A 16,203-nucleotide genomic window follows, 5' to 3' on the forward strand; every position below is an offset into this window, starting at 1 on the left:
AATAATGTGAAAACGAAATTTTATGATCATCAAGGGGAGCATTTAATAGTTTATTTTGCTGGCTGGGGAACACCTCTTGATGCGGTGGCTCATTTGATTTTGCCAACAGATCATGATTTATTAATTTGCTACGATTATCAAGATTTGAAGTTAGATTTTGATTTTTCAGCCTATCAGCAAATTCGTGTAGTGGCATGGTCAATGGGAGTTTGGGTGGCAGAGCGAGTATTACAAGGAATCACCTTACAATCAGCAACAGCAGTGAATGGCACAGGTTTACCTTGTGATGATAGCTTCGGTATTCCCTACGCTATTTTTAAAGGTACGCTAGAAAATCTCGCAGAAAATACTCGTTCAAAGTTTGAACGTAGAATCTGTGGTGACAAAGTATCTTTTGAATGTTATCAACAATTTTCTGCACGACCATTTAACGAAATTCATCAAGAACTCACCGCACTTTTTGCGATGATTCAGCAGGATAAACGCACAGATCTTATTCACTGGACAAATGCATGGGTTAGTTCTCGCGATAAAATTTTTATGCCAGCTAATCAGCACCAATATTGGGCATCGCGTTGTGCGGTTCAGGAAATAGAGGGGGAGCATTATGTGTTTTCAAGATTTACCCACTGGTCGGCATTATGGAATCATTAACTTCCGTAGATAAATCACGCATTCAACACGCCTTCCAGAAAGCCTTAAATAGCTATGATGAACATGCGTTAATTCAACAAAAAATGAATATTAAGTTAATGATGCATTTGCAAGACTATTTACTAAATGGGTCACTAAATAGCGTTTTGGAACTCGGTTGCGGGTCTGGTATGTTGAGTTCATTGTTGCAAAAACAGATTTCAGCGAATTATTGGTTATTTAATGATTTGTGCGATGTGCACTCTCTACTCGCTGAAAAGCTGATTCAACCCTTTGATTTTTATTGTGGTGATGCAGAGAACTTTCCTTTTCAACAACAATTTGATTTGATTGCAAGTGCATCAGCTGTACAGTGGTTCCATCATCCTGTTAATTTTATTTCCCATTGTAAAACAGGATTGAAACCTAATGGTTTATTGGCGATGACGACCTTTGGTGAAGATAATTTAAAAGAGATTCGCCAAATGACGAATGTGGGGTTAAGTTATCCGAATTTATCTCAATGGAAAAATTGGTTAGCCAATGATTTTGAGCTTTTATGGTGTGACGATTTTAATGTAATGCTAGACTTTGATACGCCATTGGATGTACTCAAACATCTGAAATATACAGGTGTAACAGCGACTAACCAGAAAAATTGGACAAGAAAAAATCTCAACAAATTTATTGATGATTACTTACAGGCTTTTAGTTTGCCATCGGGTAAAGTGCGGTTAACTTATCATCCATTGTTTTTTATCGCACGTTATTCTCGTACTGGAAATTAGTAAGGCGTATTTATGGGCAAGGTTATTTTTGTATCGGGCATTGATACCGATGTAGGTAAAACGGTTGCAACAGGCATTTATGCTAAAAAGTTGATGGTGCAAGGCTTTTCCGTTATTACACAAAAAATGATTCAAACAGGCTGTAAAAATATCGCTGATGATTTGCTTGTACATCGAAAGATTCAAGGGATTGATTTGACGGAAGAAGATTTACAAGGCGACACCTGCCCTTATCTTTTTGAATATCCTTGTTCTCCTCATTTAGCGGCAAAGCTCGAAGGGCGAGAAATTAATGAAAAAATGATTGAAAGATCCACCGCACTTTTGGCAGAAAAATATGATTATGTATTGTTGGAGGGGGCGGGAGGACTAATGGTGCCTTATTGTGACAATGCGACGACGTTAGATTATATCCAGTCAAACAATTACCCTTTGATTTTAGTGACATCGGGAAAATTAGGTAGTATTAACCACACATTATTAAGTTTGGAGGCTTGTCGTTCTCATGGTGTGTCAGTGCTAAGCGTAATGTATAACGGTTATCCAGAATACGATCCTATCATTAGTCAAGAGACGCAAGGTTATTTAAAGGGGTATCTTAAAAAATATTTTCCTGAGACGGGATTTGAATGCTTTGAGCGCATTGAAATTTAAGCTCAGGAAAAAGTGTGATAGACTCGCGCAAGTTTTTAATGAGATGATTTGCTGCTAAAGTGCGGTTAAAACGAGTAAAAAATGAATAACTATTTATTAAAATGCGAAAATATCAATAAATTTTATCAGGAAGGTGAAAATCAAACGCAAGTATTAAAAGGCGTTTCTTTTTCTATGGAACCTGCAGAGTTGGTTGCGATTGTGGGAAGTTCAGGTTCAGGAAAAAGTACGTTATTGCATACTTTAGGGGGACTTGATCAGCCAAGTAGTGGGGAAGTGTTTATTAATGGACGATCCTTGCAAAAAGCATCGGCTAATGAATTAGCTGCTTTGCGTAATCGTTATTTAGGATTTGTGTATCAATTCCATCATTTAATGGCAGATTTTACCGCACTTGAAAATGTGATGATGCCGATGTTGATTGCTCATCAAAATAAAACAGAAGCGAAAGATCGTGCTGAAAAAATGCTAAGTGCGGTGGGCTTAAGCCATAGAATTACGCATCGTCCATCAGCGCTTTCTGGAGGGGAACGTCAGCGTGTGGCGATTGCGCGGGCTTTAGTGAATAATCCATCGTTAGTTTTGGCGGATGAGCCAACTGGAAATCTCGATCACAAGACCACAGAAAGCATTTTTGAACTCATTCAACAACTTAACCAAGAGCAAAATATCGCTTTTTTATTAGTCACTCACGATATGGGACTTGCTGAAAAACTATCTCGTCGCTTAGTCATGCAAGATGGTATTTTGAAGGAAGGTGCATAATGAATACGCCTTTTTTCATTAGTTGGCGTTATCAACGTGGCAAGCAGAAAAATCCTTTAGTTGCGTTAATTGCAAAATTTTCTGCAATTGGCATTGCGCTGGGTGTTGCTGTTTTAATTGTTGGTTTAAGTGCGATGAATGGTTTTGAGCGTGAGCTTAATCAACGAATTCTTGCTGTGGTTCCTCATGCAGAGATTTTATCTGCACCGAATGCAACGGATCCAACCATTCACCATTGGCTAAATTTGGAAAAACGCTTACAACAAAATGCCCAAATTAAAGGTATTTCCCCTTTTGTTAGTTTTACTGCATTGGTAGAAAATGGCTCAAAACTGAAAGTGGTTCAGGTGAAGGGCGTTGAAAAACAAGCAGAAGATCGAGTGAGCTCTCTTGGTAATTTCGTACAAGAGCAAGGGTGGGATAAATTTGGGAAAGAAGGTGGATTAGTCTTGGGTTCAGGTATTGCTAGAGAACTCGATGTAAAATCAGGTGATTGGGTTACCTTACTTATTTCTCAGCAAAATGGCGATGAACAACTTGCTCAACCCACTCGTGAACGCGTGCAAGTCACTGCAATCTTACGTTTAGATGGGCAACTTGATTACAGTTATGCCTTATTGCCGCTTGCTCAAGCACAAGAATTTTTAACTTATAAACCTGATCAAATAACAGGTGTTGAATTGAAATTAGATGATCCTTTTTCTGTGAAAAATTTGGATTTATCTATGCTTAATGATTATCCGCAGATGCTTTATATTCAAAACTGGATTGGTAAATTTGGTTATATGTATCGCGATATTCAACTTATTCGAACCGTGATGTACATCGCAATGGTGCTTGTGATTGGTGTGGCGTGTTTTAATATTGTTTCTACGCTGATTATGGCAGTAAAAGATAAGCAAGGCGATATAGCCATTATGCGTACGCTTGGAGCGAATAACGCTTTCATCAAACGTATTTTTATTTGGTATGGCTTACAGGCAGGAATGAAAGGTTGTTTAATTGGAATTGTGTTAGGCATTATACTTGCATTAAATTTGACAACCTTTATTCAAGGCATTGAATGGGTTATCGGTAAGAAATTGTTATCAGGCGATGTGTATTTTGTCGATTTTTTGCCAAGCGAGTTACATTGGTTGGATGTTTTGATGGTTTTAGCTGCCGCGCTTGTATTGAGTTTAATTGCTAGTCTTTATCCAGCAAGTAGGGCCGCTAAATTACAACCAGCCCAAGTATTAAGTAGCTATTAATTTTGTGAATATCGCATGAAAGTGCGGTATTTTTTTGTCTTTTATTCACTTAATATTTCACTTTATTCGGCTTGCAAGCATGCGTTAAAGATAGTTTAATAAGAAACTTGTAGGTTTTATTCTTAAAAAATGAAATGAACTAGTTTACTAGTACAAAAAATAGGTGTAGATTACCTACATAATTAAAACACAACATTTGAAAGTTTGAGAGTGATATATGGCTAAAGAGAAAATTGAAATTGTCGTGGCAAACGATGATACGCGAATTGAAAAAGTCGATCAGGTGTTACCACCCATTGCCTTGTTAGAAAAATACCCAGCTAGTGAACATGCAGCGGCATTAGTGAAGCAAACTCGTCATGAGGCGCATAATATTATTCATGGTAAAGATGATCGTTTATTAGTGATTATTGGTCCTTGCTCTATTCATGATCCTAAAGCGGCAATTGAGTATGCAAACCGTTTAAAACCATTACGTGAAAAATATAAAGATAGCCTTGAAATTATTATGCGTGTGTATTTTGAGAAACCACGTACAACTGTGGGTTGGAAAGGTTTAATTAACGATCCGTATTTAAATGATACTTATCGTTTAAATGATGGTTTACGCATAGCACGAAAATTACTTTCTGATATTAATGATTTAGGTGTGCCATCTGCTGGTGAATTTTTAGATATGATCACGCCACAATATGTTGCAGATTTTATGAGTTGGGGCGCAATTGGTGCGCGTACGACTGAATCACAGGTTCACCGTGAGTTAGCCTCTGGTTTGTCTTGTGCTGTTGGGTTTAAAAATGCAACTAATGGTGGTGTGAAAGTTGCTTTAGATGCAATTGGCGCAGCGGAAGCCCCTCATTATTTCTTATCTGTCACTAAATTTGGCCACTCTGCAATTGTTTCAACTAAGGGAAATGAAGATTGCCATATTATTCTACGTGGCGGAGATAAAGGACCAAACTTCAATGCTGAAGATGTGGCAAAAGTGTGTGCGGACATTGAGAAATCTGGCCGAATCCCTCATGTAATGATTGATTTTAGCCATGCAAATAGCTGTAAACAATACAAAAAACAAATGGATGTTTGCCAAGATGTGTGTCATCAAATCGAATCTGGTTCTAAACAAATCTTTGGTGTAATGGTGGAAAGCCATTTAGTGGAAGGTCGTCAAGATTTAGTTGATGGCAAAGCACAGACTTATGGACAAAGTATTACGGATGCGTGCATTGGATGGGAAGATTCTGAAAGATTATTGAAACAACTTTCTGATGCAGTTATTGCGAGACGTAAAGTGACGAATAATTAATTGAAATATAATCTAGATACTAGATAGAAGTGCGGTTGATTTTCACCGCACTTTTTTATTCGCCTTTAACTACGCAGCCCATTTCATTTTATCGCGACGTTTCATTTGATGAATCGTATTGGTTACGGTGCCGACAATAGGTAAATTCGACCAATCTTTTATATTTATATTTGGTGTAGTGGAATCCAATGCCATGAAAAGGTAATTGCCGCTATGCGCCATAAATTCATAGACATGAAATTCGTTATTTTCTTCTAGCACAACAAGATCACCTGAATAAAGATTGTCATTTTTTTCAACGACTAGCATATCTCCACTTTCAATTCCCCAAGCTAACATGTTTGGGTTGGTTACATGAATAAAACAGGTTTGCTTTGGACGCTTAATGCAATAAAGATTTAAGTCTAGTTTTTTATTGAATTTAAGGCTGTCATCCATATCACTGAAAAAAGGGAGTGGATTATAAGAAAAATCCATTTCATATTGTGCAGTCAAAGTTTGGTTGTTCATTCTCTTATCTCCTGTTAAATAATATGGATAAATAACCTTTTACCTTGTTTTTTTGTACAGTTGAATTTTACTGGTGTTTCATACAGGATGTCAATAGGTTAAATAAAAAATTTTTTTATAAGTATGTTTTTAGAAAATATCTAACAAATTTAGAAAAAAGTTCACTTGTTGGATAAAAAATAACAAAAAATATTTTCTTTCGATAAGAATTTACGCTATCTTTAATTCCCTTGTAGGTGGATTGGTAACAATCTGAAGTTAAATTTATTAAAAAGAAAGATAAAAGTATGAACACATCTCGTTTATTTCGTCTGTTATTCCAGGGCAATTTAGTAAAAAGAATTGCAACTGGTTTAGTTCTAGGGATCATTATTGCGCTTGTTGGACCTGCACTTGAGGGTGCTTTAGGTTTTAATATTGCGGAAAAAGTAGGCGTTTTAGGTACCATCTTTGTTAAAGCATTGCGTGCTGTTGCGCCAATTTTGATTTTCTTCCTTGTTATGGCTGCGCTTGCAAACCGTAAGATTGGTACGAAAAGCAATATGAAAGAAATTATTGTGCTTTACCTTTTAGGTACATTCTTGGCTGCATTTGTTGCTGTTATTGCTGGTTTCGTATTCCCAACGGAAGTGGTACTTGCAACCAAAGAAGATGCAAGCTCAGCGCCGCAAGCTGTTGGCCAAGTTTTATTTACCCTTATCTTAAACGTGGTAGATAATCCATTAAATGCGATTTTCAAAGCAAACTTTATTGGTGTATTAGCATGGTCTATCGGTTTAGGTTTAGCCTTACGTCATGCATCTGATGCAACTAAAAATGTATTATCTGATTTTGCAGAAGGCGTATCAAAAATTGTTCACGTCATTATTTCTTTTGCGCCATTTGGTGTATTCGGTTTAGTTGCTGAAACCTTATCTGATAAAGGTTTAGTCGCATTAGGCGGTTATGTGCAATTACTTGCTGTATTAATCGGTACAATGTTATTCACTGCTTTTGTTATTAACCCGGCATTAGTTTATTGGAAAATTCGTCGTAATCCGTACCCATTAGTATGGACTTGTGTACGCGAAAGTGGTGTAACTGCATTCTTCACACGTAGTTCTGCGGCAAATATCCCAGTGAATATTGAATTAGCAAAACGTTTAAACCTTGATGAAGAAACTTATTCTGTTTCTATTCCATTGGGTGCGAACATCAATATGGCGGGTGCTGCAATCACGATCACAATTTTAACGTTAGCTGCAGTACACACATTAGGTGTGGAAGTATCTTTTGTTAGTGCGATTTTATTAAGTATCGTGGCTTCTCTTTGTGCTTGCGGTGCATCTGGTGTAGCAGGTGGCTCATTATTATTAATCCCATTAGCATGTAGCTTGTTTGGTATTTCTGATGATGTAGCAGCACAAATGATCGGTGTTGGTTTCATTATCGGTATTTTACAAGACTCAACTGAAACGGCATTAAACTCATCAACTGACGTATTATTTACTGCAGCAGTATGTATGGAAGAAGAACGTAAAAACGCAGCATAATTATGATGCAAATAAGAGAGCGGGCTATGCCCGCTTTTTTTATGTGATTTTATATGCAAAGTGCGGTCTATTTTGATAGACTTCTGCCACGTTTTATTTCCCTATAAATAGGCAAGAAAAATGAATCACTTAATTATTTTTGCTCATCCTAATTCAGCGCGTAGTTTTGGGCGAGCGATTGCCAATCGTATTGAGCAAATTAGTCAAGAAAATGGTGTAAATGTATTTTTTCGTGATCTTTATGAAATGAATTTCAATCCAATTTTATCTCATGAAGAATTGCAGAATACTAACAAAGGTATTATTCCAGAAGATATTCAGCAAGAGCATGATTTTATCCTTCAAGCGGATTTAATTACGTTGGTTTATCCCCTTTGGTGGATGGGCTTTCCAGCAATATTGAAAGGCTATTTAGATCGCGTATTAAGTCATGGCTTTGCCTATAAAACGGAAAACGGCGAATCAGTGGGATTGCTCAAAAATAAGCAAATGCAGCAATTTATTACTATTGGCAGTAATCTTGATAAATATAAAGAATTTGGTGTGGATAAATCTCTCAATCATTGTTTAATTAATGGATTATTTAATTACTGTGGCATTGAAAATGTTGAGTTTGAATTATTCGGTGATATTCATTTAATTGATGATGAGGCGCGTAAAGCAATGATTGAACTTGCCGCTCAAAAAACAAAAGAAAAATTGACCGCACTTTTAAAGGAAAAAGCGTAATGTCTGAAAAACAAATTAATAATTTTTCATTAATTAGTCGATTATTCGGTAATCTTTTTTATCGTTCTCCTACCGATGACGTACTTGCAGGCGCGTTTGCTTGGTTACAACAAAAAGGTTTGAGTCAAGTTTGGGCGTTAGATACTGATAAAGAAAGTGAATTTGCGCTGAATAGCTTACAAGCTAAAATTGATCTTGATTTATTGAACCAAGAGTATCAAAAATTATTTGCTACCAATGGTAAAGTTATGGCCTCTATTTCAACTTATGGCATTGATGTTGAAGAATTTATGAATTTTCGCCTTGTGCGCAATATGCCTGAGGTGGAAAGTGCGGATCATTTTGCTTTATTATTGCTTACCGCCTCTTGGCTTGAAGATAATTCGGATTCTTTAGTGGCTCAACAAGAATTGTTTGAAACCTTTTTATTACCTTGTGCAGCGAAGTTTTTAACTCAAGTAGAAAATCAAGCAACGTTGCCTTTTTATCGTGCATTGGCCCTTCTTACACGAGAAATATTGGCGGCAATGGCGGATGAATTGGAGGAAGAGTAGAGCAATATCTTGCTTTCCTCTAAGTCTTGAGGAAAGCAAGAAATATTTTATAGATAGGTTACAAAATCTTTAGTATCGATAACTCGGCATTCACGTTCGGCTTTTTCCATGCCTGTGCCAATCATGACTAACGCAATCACACGATCTTGTTCACGACATTCGAAAGCTTCTCGTAATGCAGTGCCATTAACCCATTTCCCTGAAATCCAAACGTTATCAAATCCTTGTGCTTGTGCTGCCAGTTGTAATCCATAAGTTGCACAACCTGCACTCAACATTTGTTCCCATCCTGGTACTTTTGCGATTGTAGGATCAACTTTTGCTACAACACCGATTACCATTGGGGCTCGATGGGCTAAATTTTCAGCTTTTTTTAATCGCTCTTCACCAAGATCAAATTCAATAACCGCAGCTTTAAGCAGCTTTTCCAATTTATTAAGTCCTTCATTTTCCATGACTACAAAGTGATAGGGTTTTAACTTGCCATGATCAGGTGCATGCATTGCTGCTTGGAGAATAAGTTCAAGTTGTTCAGTATTAGGCGCAGGTGCGGTCAATTTTTTGTTTGATTTTCTTGTTGTTAAAAGAGTTAACGCATCCATTTTATTATCCCCTATAAGTAAAAGTTAGGTAGATTATAGCATAGTTTTTGACAAGGCTTTGTGATACGCTAGCGTAAATTTTTTAAAGGTAATTTGTATGTTTCGAGTATTGAAATTATGTTGGAAAGCGCTGTGTTTCATTCGTGATCTTGTGATGAATGTTGTGTTTTTAGGTTTTGTACTATTGCTAGTGGCGATTATTAGCTTTTCAAGCGGTGGAAAAAAATCTGCAACATTAACGGGGGAAGGCGCATTATTACTTAATTTAGATGGCTATCTAGCCGATAACCGCGATGAAACACTTCGTTGGCAAGATGCATTAAGCGAATTGAATGGCGAGAACGTCCCTAGAAAAATTTCGACATTTGATGTGGTATTTGCCATTAAACAAGCGGAAGATGATCCTAAAATTAAAGGATTAGTGCTCGATCTTAATTATTTTGAGGGGGCAGATTTACCCGCATTAGATTTTATTGGTGGCGCTATCAGTCATTTTAAAGATGCAGGAAAACCAGTGATTGCTTATGCGGATAATTATTCCCAAGGACAATATTATTTAGCAAGCTTTGCTGATGAAATTTATCTAAATTCAATTGGGAGTGTGGATATTCACGGTTTATCGCAAGAGAATTTGTATTTCAAAGAAATGCTCGACAAATTAGCCGTTACACCACATATTTTCCGCGTAGGAACTTATAAATCCGCGGTAGAACCATTTTTACGCAACGATATGTCGGCTGAGGCAAAAGCGAATATGCAGCGTTGGTTAGGTGAAATGTGGAACAATTATGTTTTATCAGTCAGCGAAAATCGCAAGATTAAGAAAGATAATGTTTTGCCGAATGCGAAACAATATTTATCGGATCTTAAAGCATTAAAAGGCAATAATACGACATATGCACAACAACGTGGATTAGTAACCGATGTTGTAACTCGTTTGGATTTAGATAAAAAACTCACCGCACTTTTTGGTAAAGGGAGTGACGGGAAAGCGAATCTCATTGAACTTGATGATTATTTGACTCAACTGCCTGATCGTTTAGAACATTACAATGTACCGAATAAAATTGCAGTCGTGAATGTTGAGGGAACGATTATTGATGGTGAAAGTGATGAAGAAAGTGCAGGTGGTGATACCATTGCACGAATTCTCCGTAAAGCTTATGATGATAATTCAGTAAAAGCCGTTGTTTTACGAGTCAACTCACCGGGCGGTAGTGCTTTTGCTTCTGAAATTATTCGTCAAGAAACAGAAAACTTACAGAAAATAGGTAAGCCTGTCATCGTATCTATGGGAGCAATGGCTGCGTCTGGCGGTTATTGGATCTCATCCACTGCGGATTATATTATTGCCGATGCAAATACAATTACTGGTTCTATCGGTATTTTTGCGATGTTTCCGACTTTTGAAAATAGCATTAGGAAAATTGGGGTGAATGCTGATGGTATTTCAACCACTGAATTAGCTAATACATCAGCCTTTTCTCCATTAGCAAAATCTGTGCAAGATATTTATCAAACAGAAATTGAGCATGGTTATGATAGATTTTTAGAAATTGTCAGCAAAGGTCGCCAACTTTCTAAAACACAAGTGGATAAACTTGCTCAAGGTCAGGTTTGGTTAGGCAGTGATGCATTCCAAAATGGTTTAGTGGATGAGATAGGTTCTTTTAATGAAGCGGTCAATAAAGCAGAGCAATTAGTGAATCAACGCCAAGATACTGCTGTACAAGATTTTAGCGTGGAATGGTTTACAGATGATAACGTTAGTTTAATTAGCACTTTATTGCGCGATACTAAAAAAGGTACGCAAGAGCAGTTAGTTAAATGGCTTGGTCTGCCAGCTCCAATTCAAAAATTACAAAAAGAATTGAATGTATTAACCAAATTTAATGATCCTAAAGGTCAATATTTGTATTGTTTGAATTGTGGAAGAGTAAAGTAAAATTATTCCACGACGCTTCCTTTCAACCACTTTCTCACCCAAGCTCGGTTAGCTGAAAGGTTATGTAATATAGCTTCGCTTATTGGTAATGGCTCGCCATAAAGGATTGAAGCTAAGGTTTCCCCTAAGAGTGGAGCGGAGGTGAGACCTCGAGAACCTAAGGCGGCTGTTAAGAAAAGATTCTGAAAATTGGCCGCACTTTGAATAGGTTGTTTACGGCGACGGAGGTTGAATAAATTGTAATAATCTGCTTGTTGCCGTTCAAAATGGGGTACGTTTCCAATCATTGGGGTAAGATCTCTTACGGAGCAGCGGATGCCTACACGAGCGAGATTATCTGATGTATCCACATCTTGCGTCCACGGTTGGGCGATATTTTGTTGGAGTTTTTGTTGATTTTCTTGTTGTTCTTGTTCGCTAAAGTGGCGATTAACGTTATCACGAACATGGCTTGCGCCAATGCAATGTGAGATTTTTAATTGATCGGCTGGGGTGAGATAGCCATCATAACAAAGCACAGATTTCAGTTTGATTAAGTTTTCTGATGTTGGAATTTGGCTGACTTGCCCGCGGATAGGGTAGAGCGGTAGCTTTTCTGTTTGAACAAAATCAGTAATTTTATATCCGTTCGCAAGAATGACGACTTCATGGCAGGATTTTTGACCTTGCGTATTTTCTAGTGTCCAACCTTTTTCTTGTTGAGAAAGTGCGGTAATTTTTTGTGAGGTTTTAATGACGACACCCTGCTTTTCAAGAAATGAAAAGGCATTTTGAACAAATTGTCTTGGTGCAAGCCAAGCCCCTTGCTCAATCCAACCGCCTTCGCAATTAAGCGGTAATCCCACTTTTTCACTAAGTTGTTCAGCATTTAGCATTTGGAAGATTTCGTTCGGCAAACCAAGCTGAGAAATCTTTGTTAATTTAACCGCACTTTTTTCGTTGTAAGCACATAGTGCCACGCCACAAAATTCGTGTTCAAACTCGATGTTTTGTGCGATTGCCCAGTTAAGTAATTGGCGACCGTAACTGAAAGCGTGCAGGTAAAAATCAATGGTGAGCGCATTATCATCGCTAAGTTGCGGATAAAATGCGCCTTGTTTATTGCCTGAGGCATTGAGTGCGAGCGCGTCATCTTCACAATAAATAGTGACTTTTGCTCCTCGTTTTACTAAGGAAATGGCAGAACAAAGAGAAGCAATACCACCGCCGATAATAGCGACATCTTGTTTTTCCATTTTCGCAGGCTGAGCAAGATACCAAGGTGTAGAAAGCGCGGTCGATTTTGATTGTATTTTTAGCCCACTTAAACATTCTCGTTTCTTGCCGAAGCCTTTACGTTTTGTCACGTTAAAGCCTGCGGATTCAAGTCCTTTTCTGACCGCACTTGCTGCGGTGAAGGTGGCAAAAGAACCATTGGGTTTCGTGAAACGAAACATCAGGTTATAGAGATCATCATTCCACATTTCAGGATTTTTGCTTGGCGCAAAGCCATCTAAAAACCAAGCATCAATACGTTCATTCATATAATCGCCAAGTTGTGGCAAGTTTTCTGATACATCACCAAACCATAAATCTAATGTTGTCTCTCCAAAATGGATACGATGGCAACCGAGAATCAATGAAGGCCAATAATGTTGCAAATGAACGCTTAAATCTTCAAACTGAGGATAGGCAAGATGCGCTTGCGAAAGTGCGGTAATTTTTAGCGGATATTTTTCAAAGGAAATAAAATTAAGGCGTTTTAAAGGATGATTCTCGTGTTGCTGGCGAAATTCACGGAACAATTTGGTTGCCGCAAAGAAATTTAATCCTGTACCAAATCCTGTTTCAGTGATGACAAAATTAGCCTCGTTGTGGCTTATCCAACGTACCCAAAGTTGATTACCTTGTAGAAAAACATAATCTGTTTCTGCTAATCCATTTTCGTTAGAAAAATAGACATCATCGAATTGATCTGAGACGGGAATATGGTCTTGATTGAAGTGAATCTCAGCATGTTGGACGCTAAAGGTCATTTTTTTATTCCTTCCTTGCCTAATGAAATTTGCGTATAATAACGCGATTTTTTAAACTGGTCGAACAAATGAATTATTGCTTGAAATATTTTTATTTCGTAGTAATTTTGAGCCGTTATTTTTACATATAAAACAATAAGGAAGAAGCAATGAGAAGAGCTGTAATTACAGGCTTTGGGATTATTTCAAGTATCGGTAACAACAAAGAAGAAGTATTGGCTTCATTAAAAGCAGGGAAATCAGGTATTGAAGTTGTGCCTGAGTTTGTTGAAATGAATATGCGTAGCCATGTTGCCGGAACAATCAAATTAAACCCAAGCGAGCACATTGATCGTAAAGTGTTCCGTTTTATGGGTGATGCAGCGGCTTATGCTTATCTTTCTATGCGTGAAGCGATTGAGGATTCTGGTTTAACAGAAGATCAAGTTTCTAATGATCGTACCGGTTTAGTGATTGGTGCTGGTACGGGTTCTGCACATAATCAGTTAGTGGCTTGTGATGCGGTACGTGGTCCTCGTGGTGTAAAAGCGATTGGTCCTTATGCGGTAACGAAAACTATGGCATCGAGTGTTTCAGCTTGTTTAGCAACACCTTATAAAATTCGTGGTGTGAACTATTCAATTAGTTCTGCTTGTGCAACCTCTGCACATTGTATTGGTCATGCGGTTGAGTTAATTCAATTAGGCAAACAAGATGTCGTTTTTGCGGGTGGTGCAGAAGAATTATCTTGGGAATGTGCTACTGAGTTTGATGCGATGGGCGCGGTTTCAACTAAATATAATGAAACGCCAGAAAAAGCATCTCGTGCTTATGACGCAAACCGCGATGGTTTCGTTATTGCTGGTGGTGGTGCTGTTGTGGTAGTGGAAGAATTAGAACATGCACTTGCTCGCGGTGCAAAAATCTACGCTGAAATTGTAGGTTATGGCGCAACTTCTGATGGTTACGATATGGTGGCACCAAGTGGTGAAGGCGCAGAGCGTTGTATGAAACAAGCAATGGCAACTGTTGATACCCCAATTGATTACATCAATGTACATGGCACATCTACACCAGTAGGTGACGTGAAAGAATTAGGTGCAATCAAAAATGTGTTTGGTGACAAAATTCCAGCGATTTCTTCAACTAAATCAATGACCGGCCACTCTTTAGGAGCAGCGGGTGCACACGAAGCAATTTACACGTTATTAATGTTGGATAATGATTTTATTGCACCAAGTATTAATATCGAAACCTTAGATGAAGCTGCTGAAGGTTGCAATATCGTTACTGAGACGAAAGAAAATGCAGGATTACAAACGGTAATGTCAAATAGCTTTGGTTTTGGTGGTACGAATGCAACATTAATTTTTAAACGTTATAACGGTTAAAACGATTCTATGAAAAAAGCCACTTCCGATTGAAAGTGGCTTTTTTGTATAAATTAAAAAGAAAAATTAAGCAACGATACCAAATTGTTCTTTCATTAATGCTTCAAAATCAGTGCAACCACCAATTGGTTTTTCATCAATAAAGATTTGTGGTACGGTTTCTACTGGTTTACCAACAGATTTTGATAAATCTTCTTTAGTAATGCCTTCTGCGTGAATATCCACATAACGATAGTCAAAATCAGCAACTTCGCCTTTTAATTTTTCAGCAAGGTTTTTTGCACGCACACAGTAAGGGCAGCCAGGACGACCAAAAATAACAACGAACATAAGATTTCCTTTTTTGAGTTAAAATTTCTAGGCAATTCTACCTGATTTTTATCGTCTACATAAAGTGTTTTTATTCGTGTAATATACGGAACATCGTAGACAATGAGTTAAATATTATGAAATTACTAATGCTTTGCCGCGAACCTCGTCTTTACAGTTGCCAACGCTTAAAAGAAGCGGCTAAACGCCAAGGGCATGAGATGGATATTTTAGATCCGAATCGCTGTCTCTTAAAACTCTCACAAAATCCACCGCACTTTCAGATTTTTTATCAAGAAAACTCCGAGTCGAAACCTTATTTATTGCCTGATTATGATACTGTTTTGCCTCGATTTGGCACAACAAGTACACAAATGGGATGTTCTGTCTTACAGCATTTTGAAGGCAAGTGGACTTTTTGTTTAAATTCATCTCAGGCATTTTTAAATGCTCGTGATAAATGGAAAAGTTTGCAACTTTTGCTGAAAGCTGGTGTTCCTGTTCCCAATTCACTTTTAAGTGGCGGTGAAGTGCAAGCTCAGGCGACGGTACCTCATATCAGTTCGCCAACAATTTTAAAGACGCTAAATGGTTCACAAGGAATAGGGGTGATTTTGGCTGAAAAACCACAAAGTGCGGTGAGCATTATGGAAGCTTTTAAGCAAACCAATATATCTATGTTGCAGCAAGATTTTATCGAAGAAGCGGGCAATGCGGATATTCGTTGTTTTGTCATTGGTGATCAAGTTGTAGCAACGATGCAGAGAATTGGACAAGATGGTGAGTTTCGGGCGAATTGCCATCGTGGCGGAAAAACCGAAAAAATTACCCTAAGCGATGATGAGAAACAGATAGCCATTCTAGCAACAAAAGCCATCGGCTTAGATGTAGCTGGCGTGGATTTAATTCGTTCAAAAAATGGATTATTGGTTTTAGAAGTGAATGCAAGCCCAGGCTTAGAAATGATTGAAAAAACAAGTGGGGTTGATATTGCTTTACAGATGATAAATTATGTTGAAAAGCAGATTCAAATAAATAAAATTTGATATCTGTAACGCCTTATTATTCATGCCCATTTTTATACACATCTTCTAATGACCTCGCTATCAAAAGTGCGGTCATTTTTCTTTGAGTTTTCTCAGAATATTAAAAAATTATCTAAAACCTGTTTTATATCAAAAAATCCACAAAATTTATAAGCCTATGTTCTTTATTTAGGCGTATTATATTACTCGGAATGA

General features: G+C 37.6%; 16 protein-coding genes. 12 read left to right on the top strand and 4 right to left on the bottom strand.

What is annotated here, in order from left to right:
• Positions 1-6 precede the first annotated feature (6 nt).
• The 6 genes from DV417_RS05840 to aroG all read left to right on the top strand — a co-directional run bounded on the left by DV417_RS05840 (position 7) and on the right by aroG (position 5,396).
• The gene (locus DV417_RS05840; protein ID WP_118805377.1) at positions 7-654 is read left to right on the top strand and encodes a DUF452 family protein; all 648 of its coding nucleotides are present in this window, start codon (positions 7-9) and stop codon (positions 652-654) included.
• Entirely contained in the window at positions 642-1,421 is a 780-nt protein-coding gene (bioC, locus tag DV417_RS05845) for a malonyl-ACP O-methyltransferase BioC (protein ID WP_118805378.1), read from the top strand. Before DV417_RS05840 ends, bioC begins: the two co-directional genes overlap by 13 nt.
• A 12-nt stretch (positions 1,422-1,433) precedes the next feature.
• Entirely contained in the window at positions 1,434-2,075 is a 642-nt protein-coding gene (gene bioD / locus DV417_RS05850) for a dethiobiotin synthase (protein ID WP_118805379.1), read from the top strand.
• Between the two features lie 81 nt (positions 2,076-2,156).
• Positions 2,157-2,840 (top strand): lipoprotein-releasing ABC transporter ATP-binding protein LolD, encoded by a 684-nt coding sequence (gene lolD / locus DV417_RS05855; protein ID WP_118805380.1) that lies wholly within the window; start codon positions 2,157-2,159, stop codon positions 2,838-2,840.
• Entirely contained in the window at positions 2,840-4,090 is a 1,251-nt protein-coding gene (gene lolE / locus DV417_RS05860; protein ID WP_118879050.1) for a lipoprotein-releasing ABC transporter permease subunit LolE, read from the top strand. Before lolD ends, lolE begins: the two co-directional genes overlap by 1 nt.
• A 217-nt stretch (positions 4,091-4,307) precedes the next feature.
• A complete protein-coding gene (gene aroG / locus DV417_RS05865) occupies positions 4,308-5,396 on the top strand; it encodes a 3-deoxy-7-phosphoheptulonate synthase AroG (protein WP_118879051.1) in 1,089 nt (362 codons plus the stop codon).
• Between the two features lie 69 nt (positions 5,397-5,465).
• Here the strand turns inward: aroG and DV417_RS05870 are convergent, their stop codons facing one another.
• On the bottom strand, positions 5,466-5,906 hold the full coding sequence (locus DV417_RS05870; RefSeq protein ID WP_118879052.1) for a LexA family protein: 441 nt from the start codon (positions 5,904-5,906) through the stop codon (positions 5,466-5,468).
• 287 nt (positions 5,907-6,193) lie between these two features.
• Here DV417_RS05870 and sstT point away from each other — a divergent pair, with 287 nt between their 5' ends.
• The 3 genes from sstT (at position 6,194) to DV417_RS05885 (ending at position 8,721) form a co-directional block, all read left to right on the top strand.
• Complete coding sequence (gene sstT, locus DV417_RS05875) at positions 6,194-7,438, top strand: serine/threonine transporter SstT (RefSeq protein WP_118776714.1); 1,245 nt, start codon at positions 6,194-6,196, stop codon at positions 7,436-7,438.
• Positions 7,439-7,558: 120 nt separating this feature from the next.
• Positions 7,559-8,167, top strand: coding sequence for an NAD(P)H-dependent oxidoreductase (locus DV417_RS05880; RefSeq protein WP_118879053.1), 609 nt, complete (start codon positions 7,559-7,561; stop codon positions 8,165-8,167).
• A complete protein-coding gene (locus tag DV417_RS05885; RefSeq protein ID WP_118879054.1) occupies positions 8,167-8,721 on the top strand; it encodes a TorD/DmsD family molecular chaperone in 555 nt (184 codons plus the stop codon). The genes DV417_RS05880 and DV417_RS05885 overlap by 1 nt, the downstream gene beginning before the upstream one ends.
• 47 nt (positions 8,722-8,768) lie before the next feature.
• Here the strand turns inward: DV417_RS05885 and DV417_RS05890 are convergent, their stop codons facing one another.
• Positions 8,769-9,323, bottom strand: a complete 555-nt coding sequence (locus DV417_RS05890) for an NAD(P)H nitroreductase (protein WP_118879055.1) — start codon at positions 9,321-9,323, stop codon at positions 8,769-8,771.
• 97 nt (positions 9,324-9,420) lie between these two features.
• On the opposite strand from DV417_RS05890, the gene sppA reads away from it, so the two are divergent.
• Positions 9,421-11,268, top strand: a complete 1,848-nt coding sequence (sppA, locus tag DV417_RS05895) for a signal peptide peptidase SppA (RefSeq protein ID WP_118879056.1) — start codon at positions 9,421-9,423, stop codon at positions 11,266-11,268.
• Between the two features lie 2 nt (positions 11,269-11,270).
• On the opposite strand, the gene mnmC is transcribed toward sppA, so the two are convergent.
• The gene (gene mnmC, locus DV417_RS05900) at positions 11,271-13,283 is read right to left on the bottom strand and encodes a bifunctional tRNA (5-methylaminomethyl-2-thiouridine)(34)-methyltransferase MnmC2/FAD-dependent 5-carboxymethylaminomethyl-2-thiouridine(34) oxidoreductase MnmC1 (protein WP_118879057.1); all 2,013 of its coding nucleotides are present in this window, start codon (positions 13,281-13,283) and stop codon (positions 11,271-11,273) included.
• A gap of 149 nt (positions 13,284-13,432) precedes the next feature.
• On the opposite strand from mnmC, the gene fabB reads away from it, so the two are divergent.
• A complete protein-coding gene (fabB, locus tag DV417_RS05905; protein WP_005633515.1) occupies positions 13,433-14,653 on the top strand; it encodes a beta-ketoacyl-ACP synthase I in 1,221 nt (406 codons plus the stop codon).
• Positions 14,654-14,719: 66 nt separating this feature from the next.
• Here fabB and DV417_RS05910 read toward each other — a convergent pair whose 3' ends face one another.
• Positions 14,720-14,983, bottom strand: a complete 264-nt coding sequence (locus DV417_RS05910) for a GrxA family glutaredoxin (RefSeq protein WP_005628952.1) — start codon at positions 14,981-14,983, stop codon at positions 14,720-14,722.
• Positions 14,984-15,099: 116 nt separating this feature from the next.
• Here DV417_RS05910 and DV417_RS05915 point away from each other — a divergent pair, with 116 nt between their 5' ends.
• Positions 15,100-16,008: a RimK family alpha-L-glutamate ligase gene (locus DV417_RS05915; RefSeq protein ID WP_118879058.1), complete on the top strand. Its 909-nt coding sequence runs from the start codon at positions 15,100-15,102 to the stop codon at positions 16,006-16,008.
• The last annotated feature ends 195 nt before the right edge of the window (positions 16,009-16,203 follow it).

Origin of the sequence: Haemophilus haemolyticus, from assembly GCF_003490935.1 — a bacterium.
In the GTDB taxonomy this organism is placed as follows: domain Bacteria; phylum Pseudomonadota; class Gammaproteobacteria; order Enterobacterales; family Pasteurellaceae; genus Haemophilus; species Haemophilus haemolyticus_M.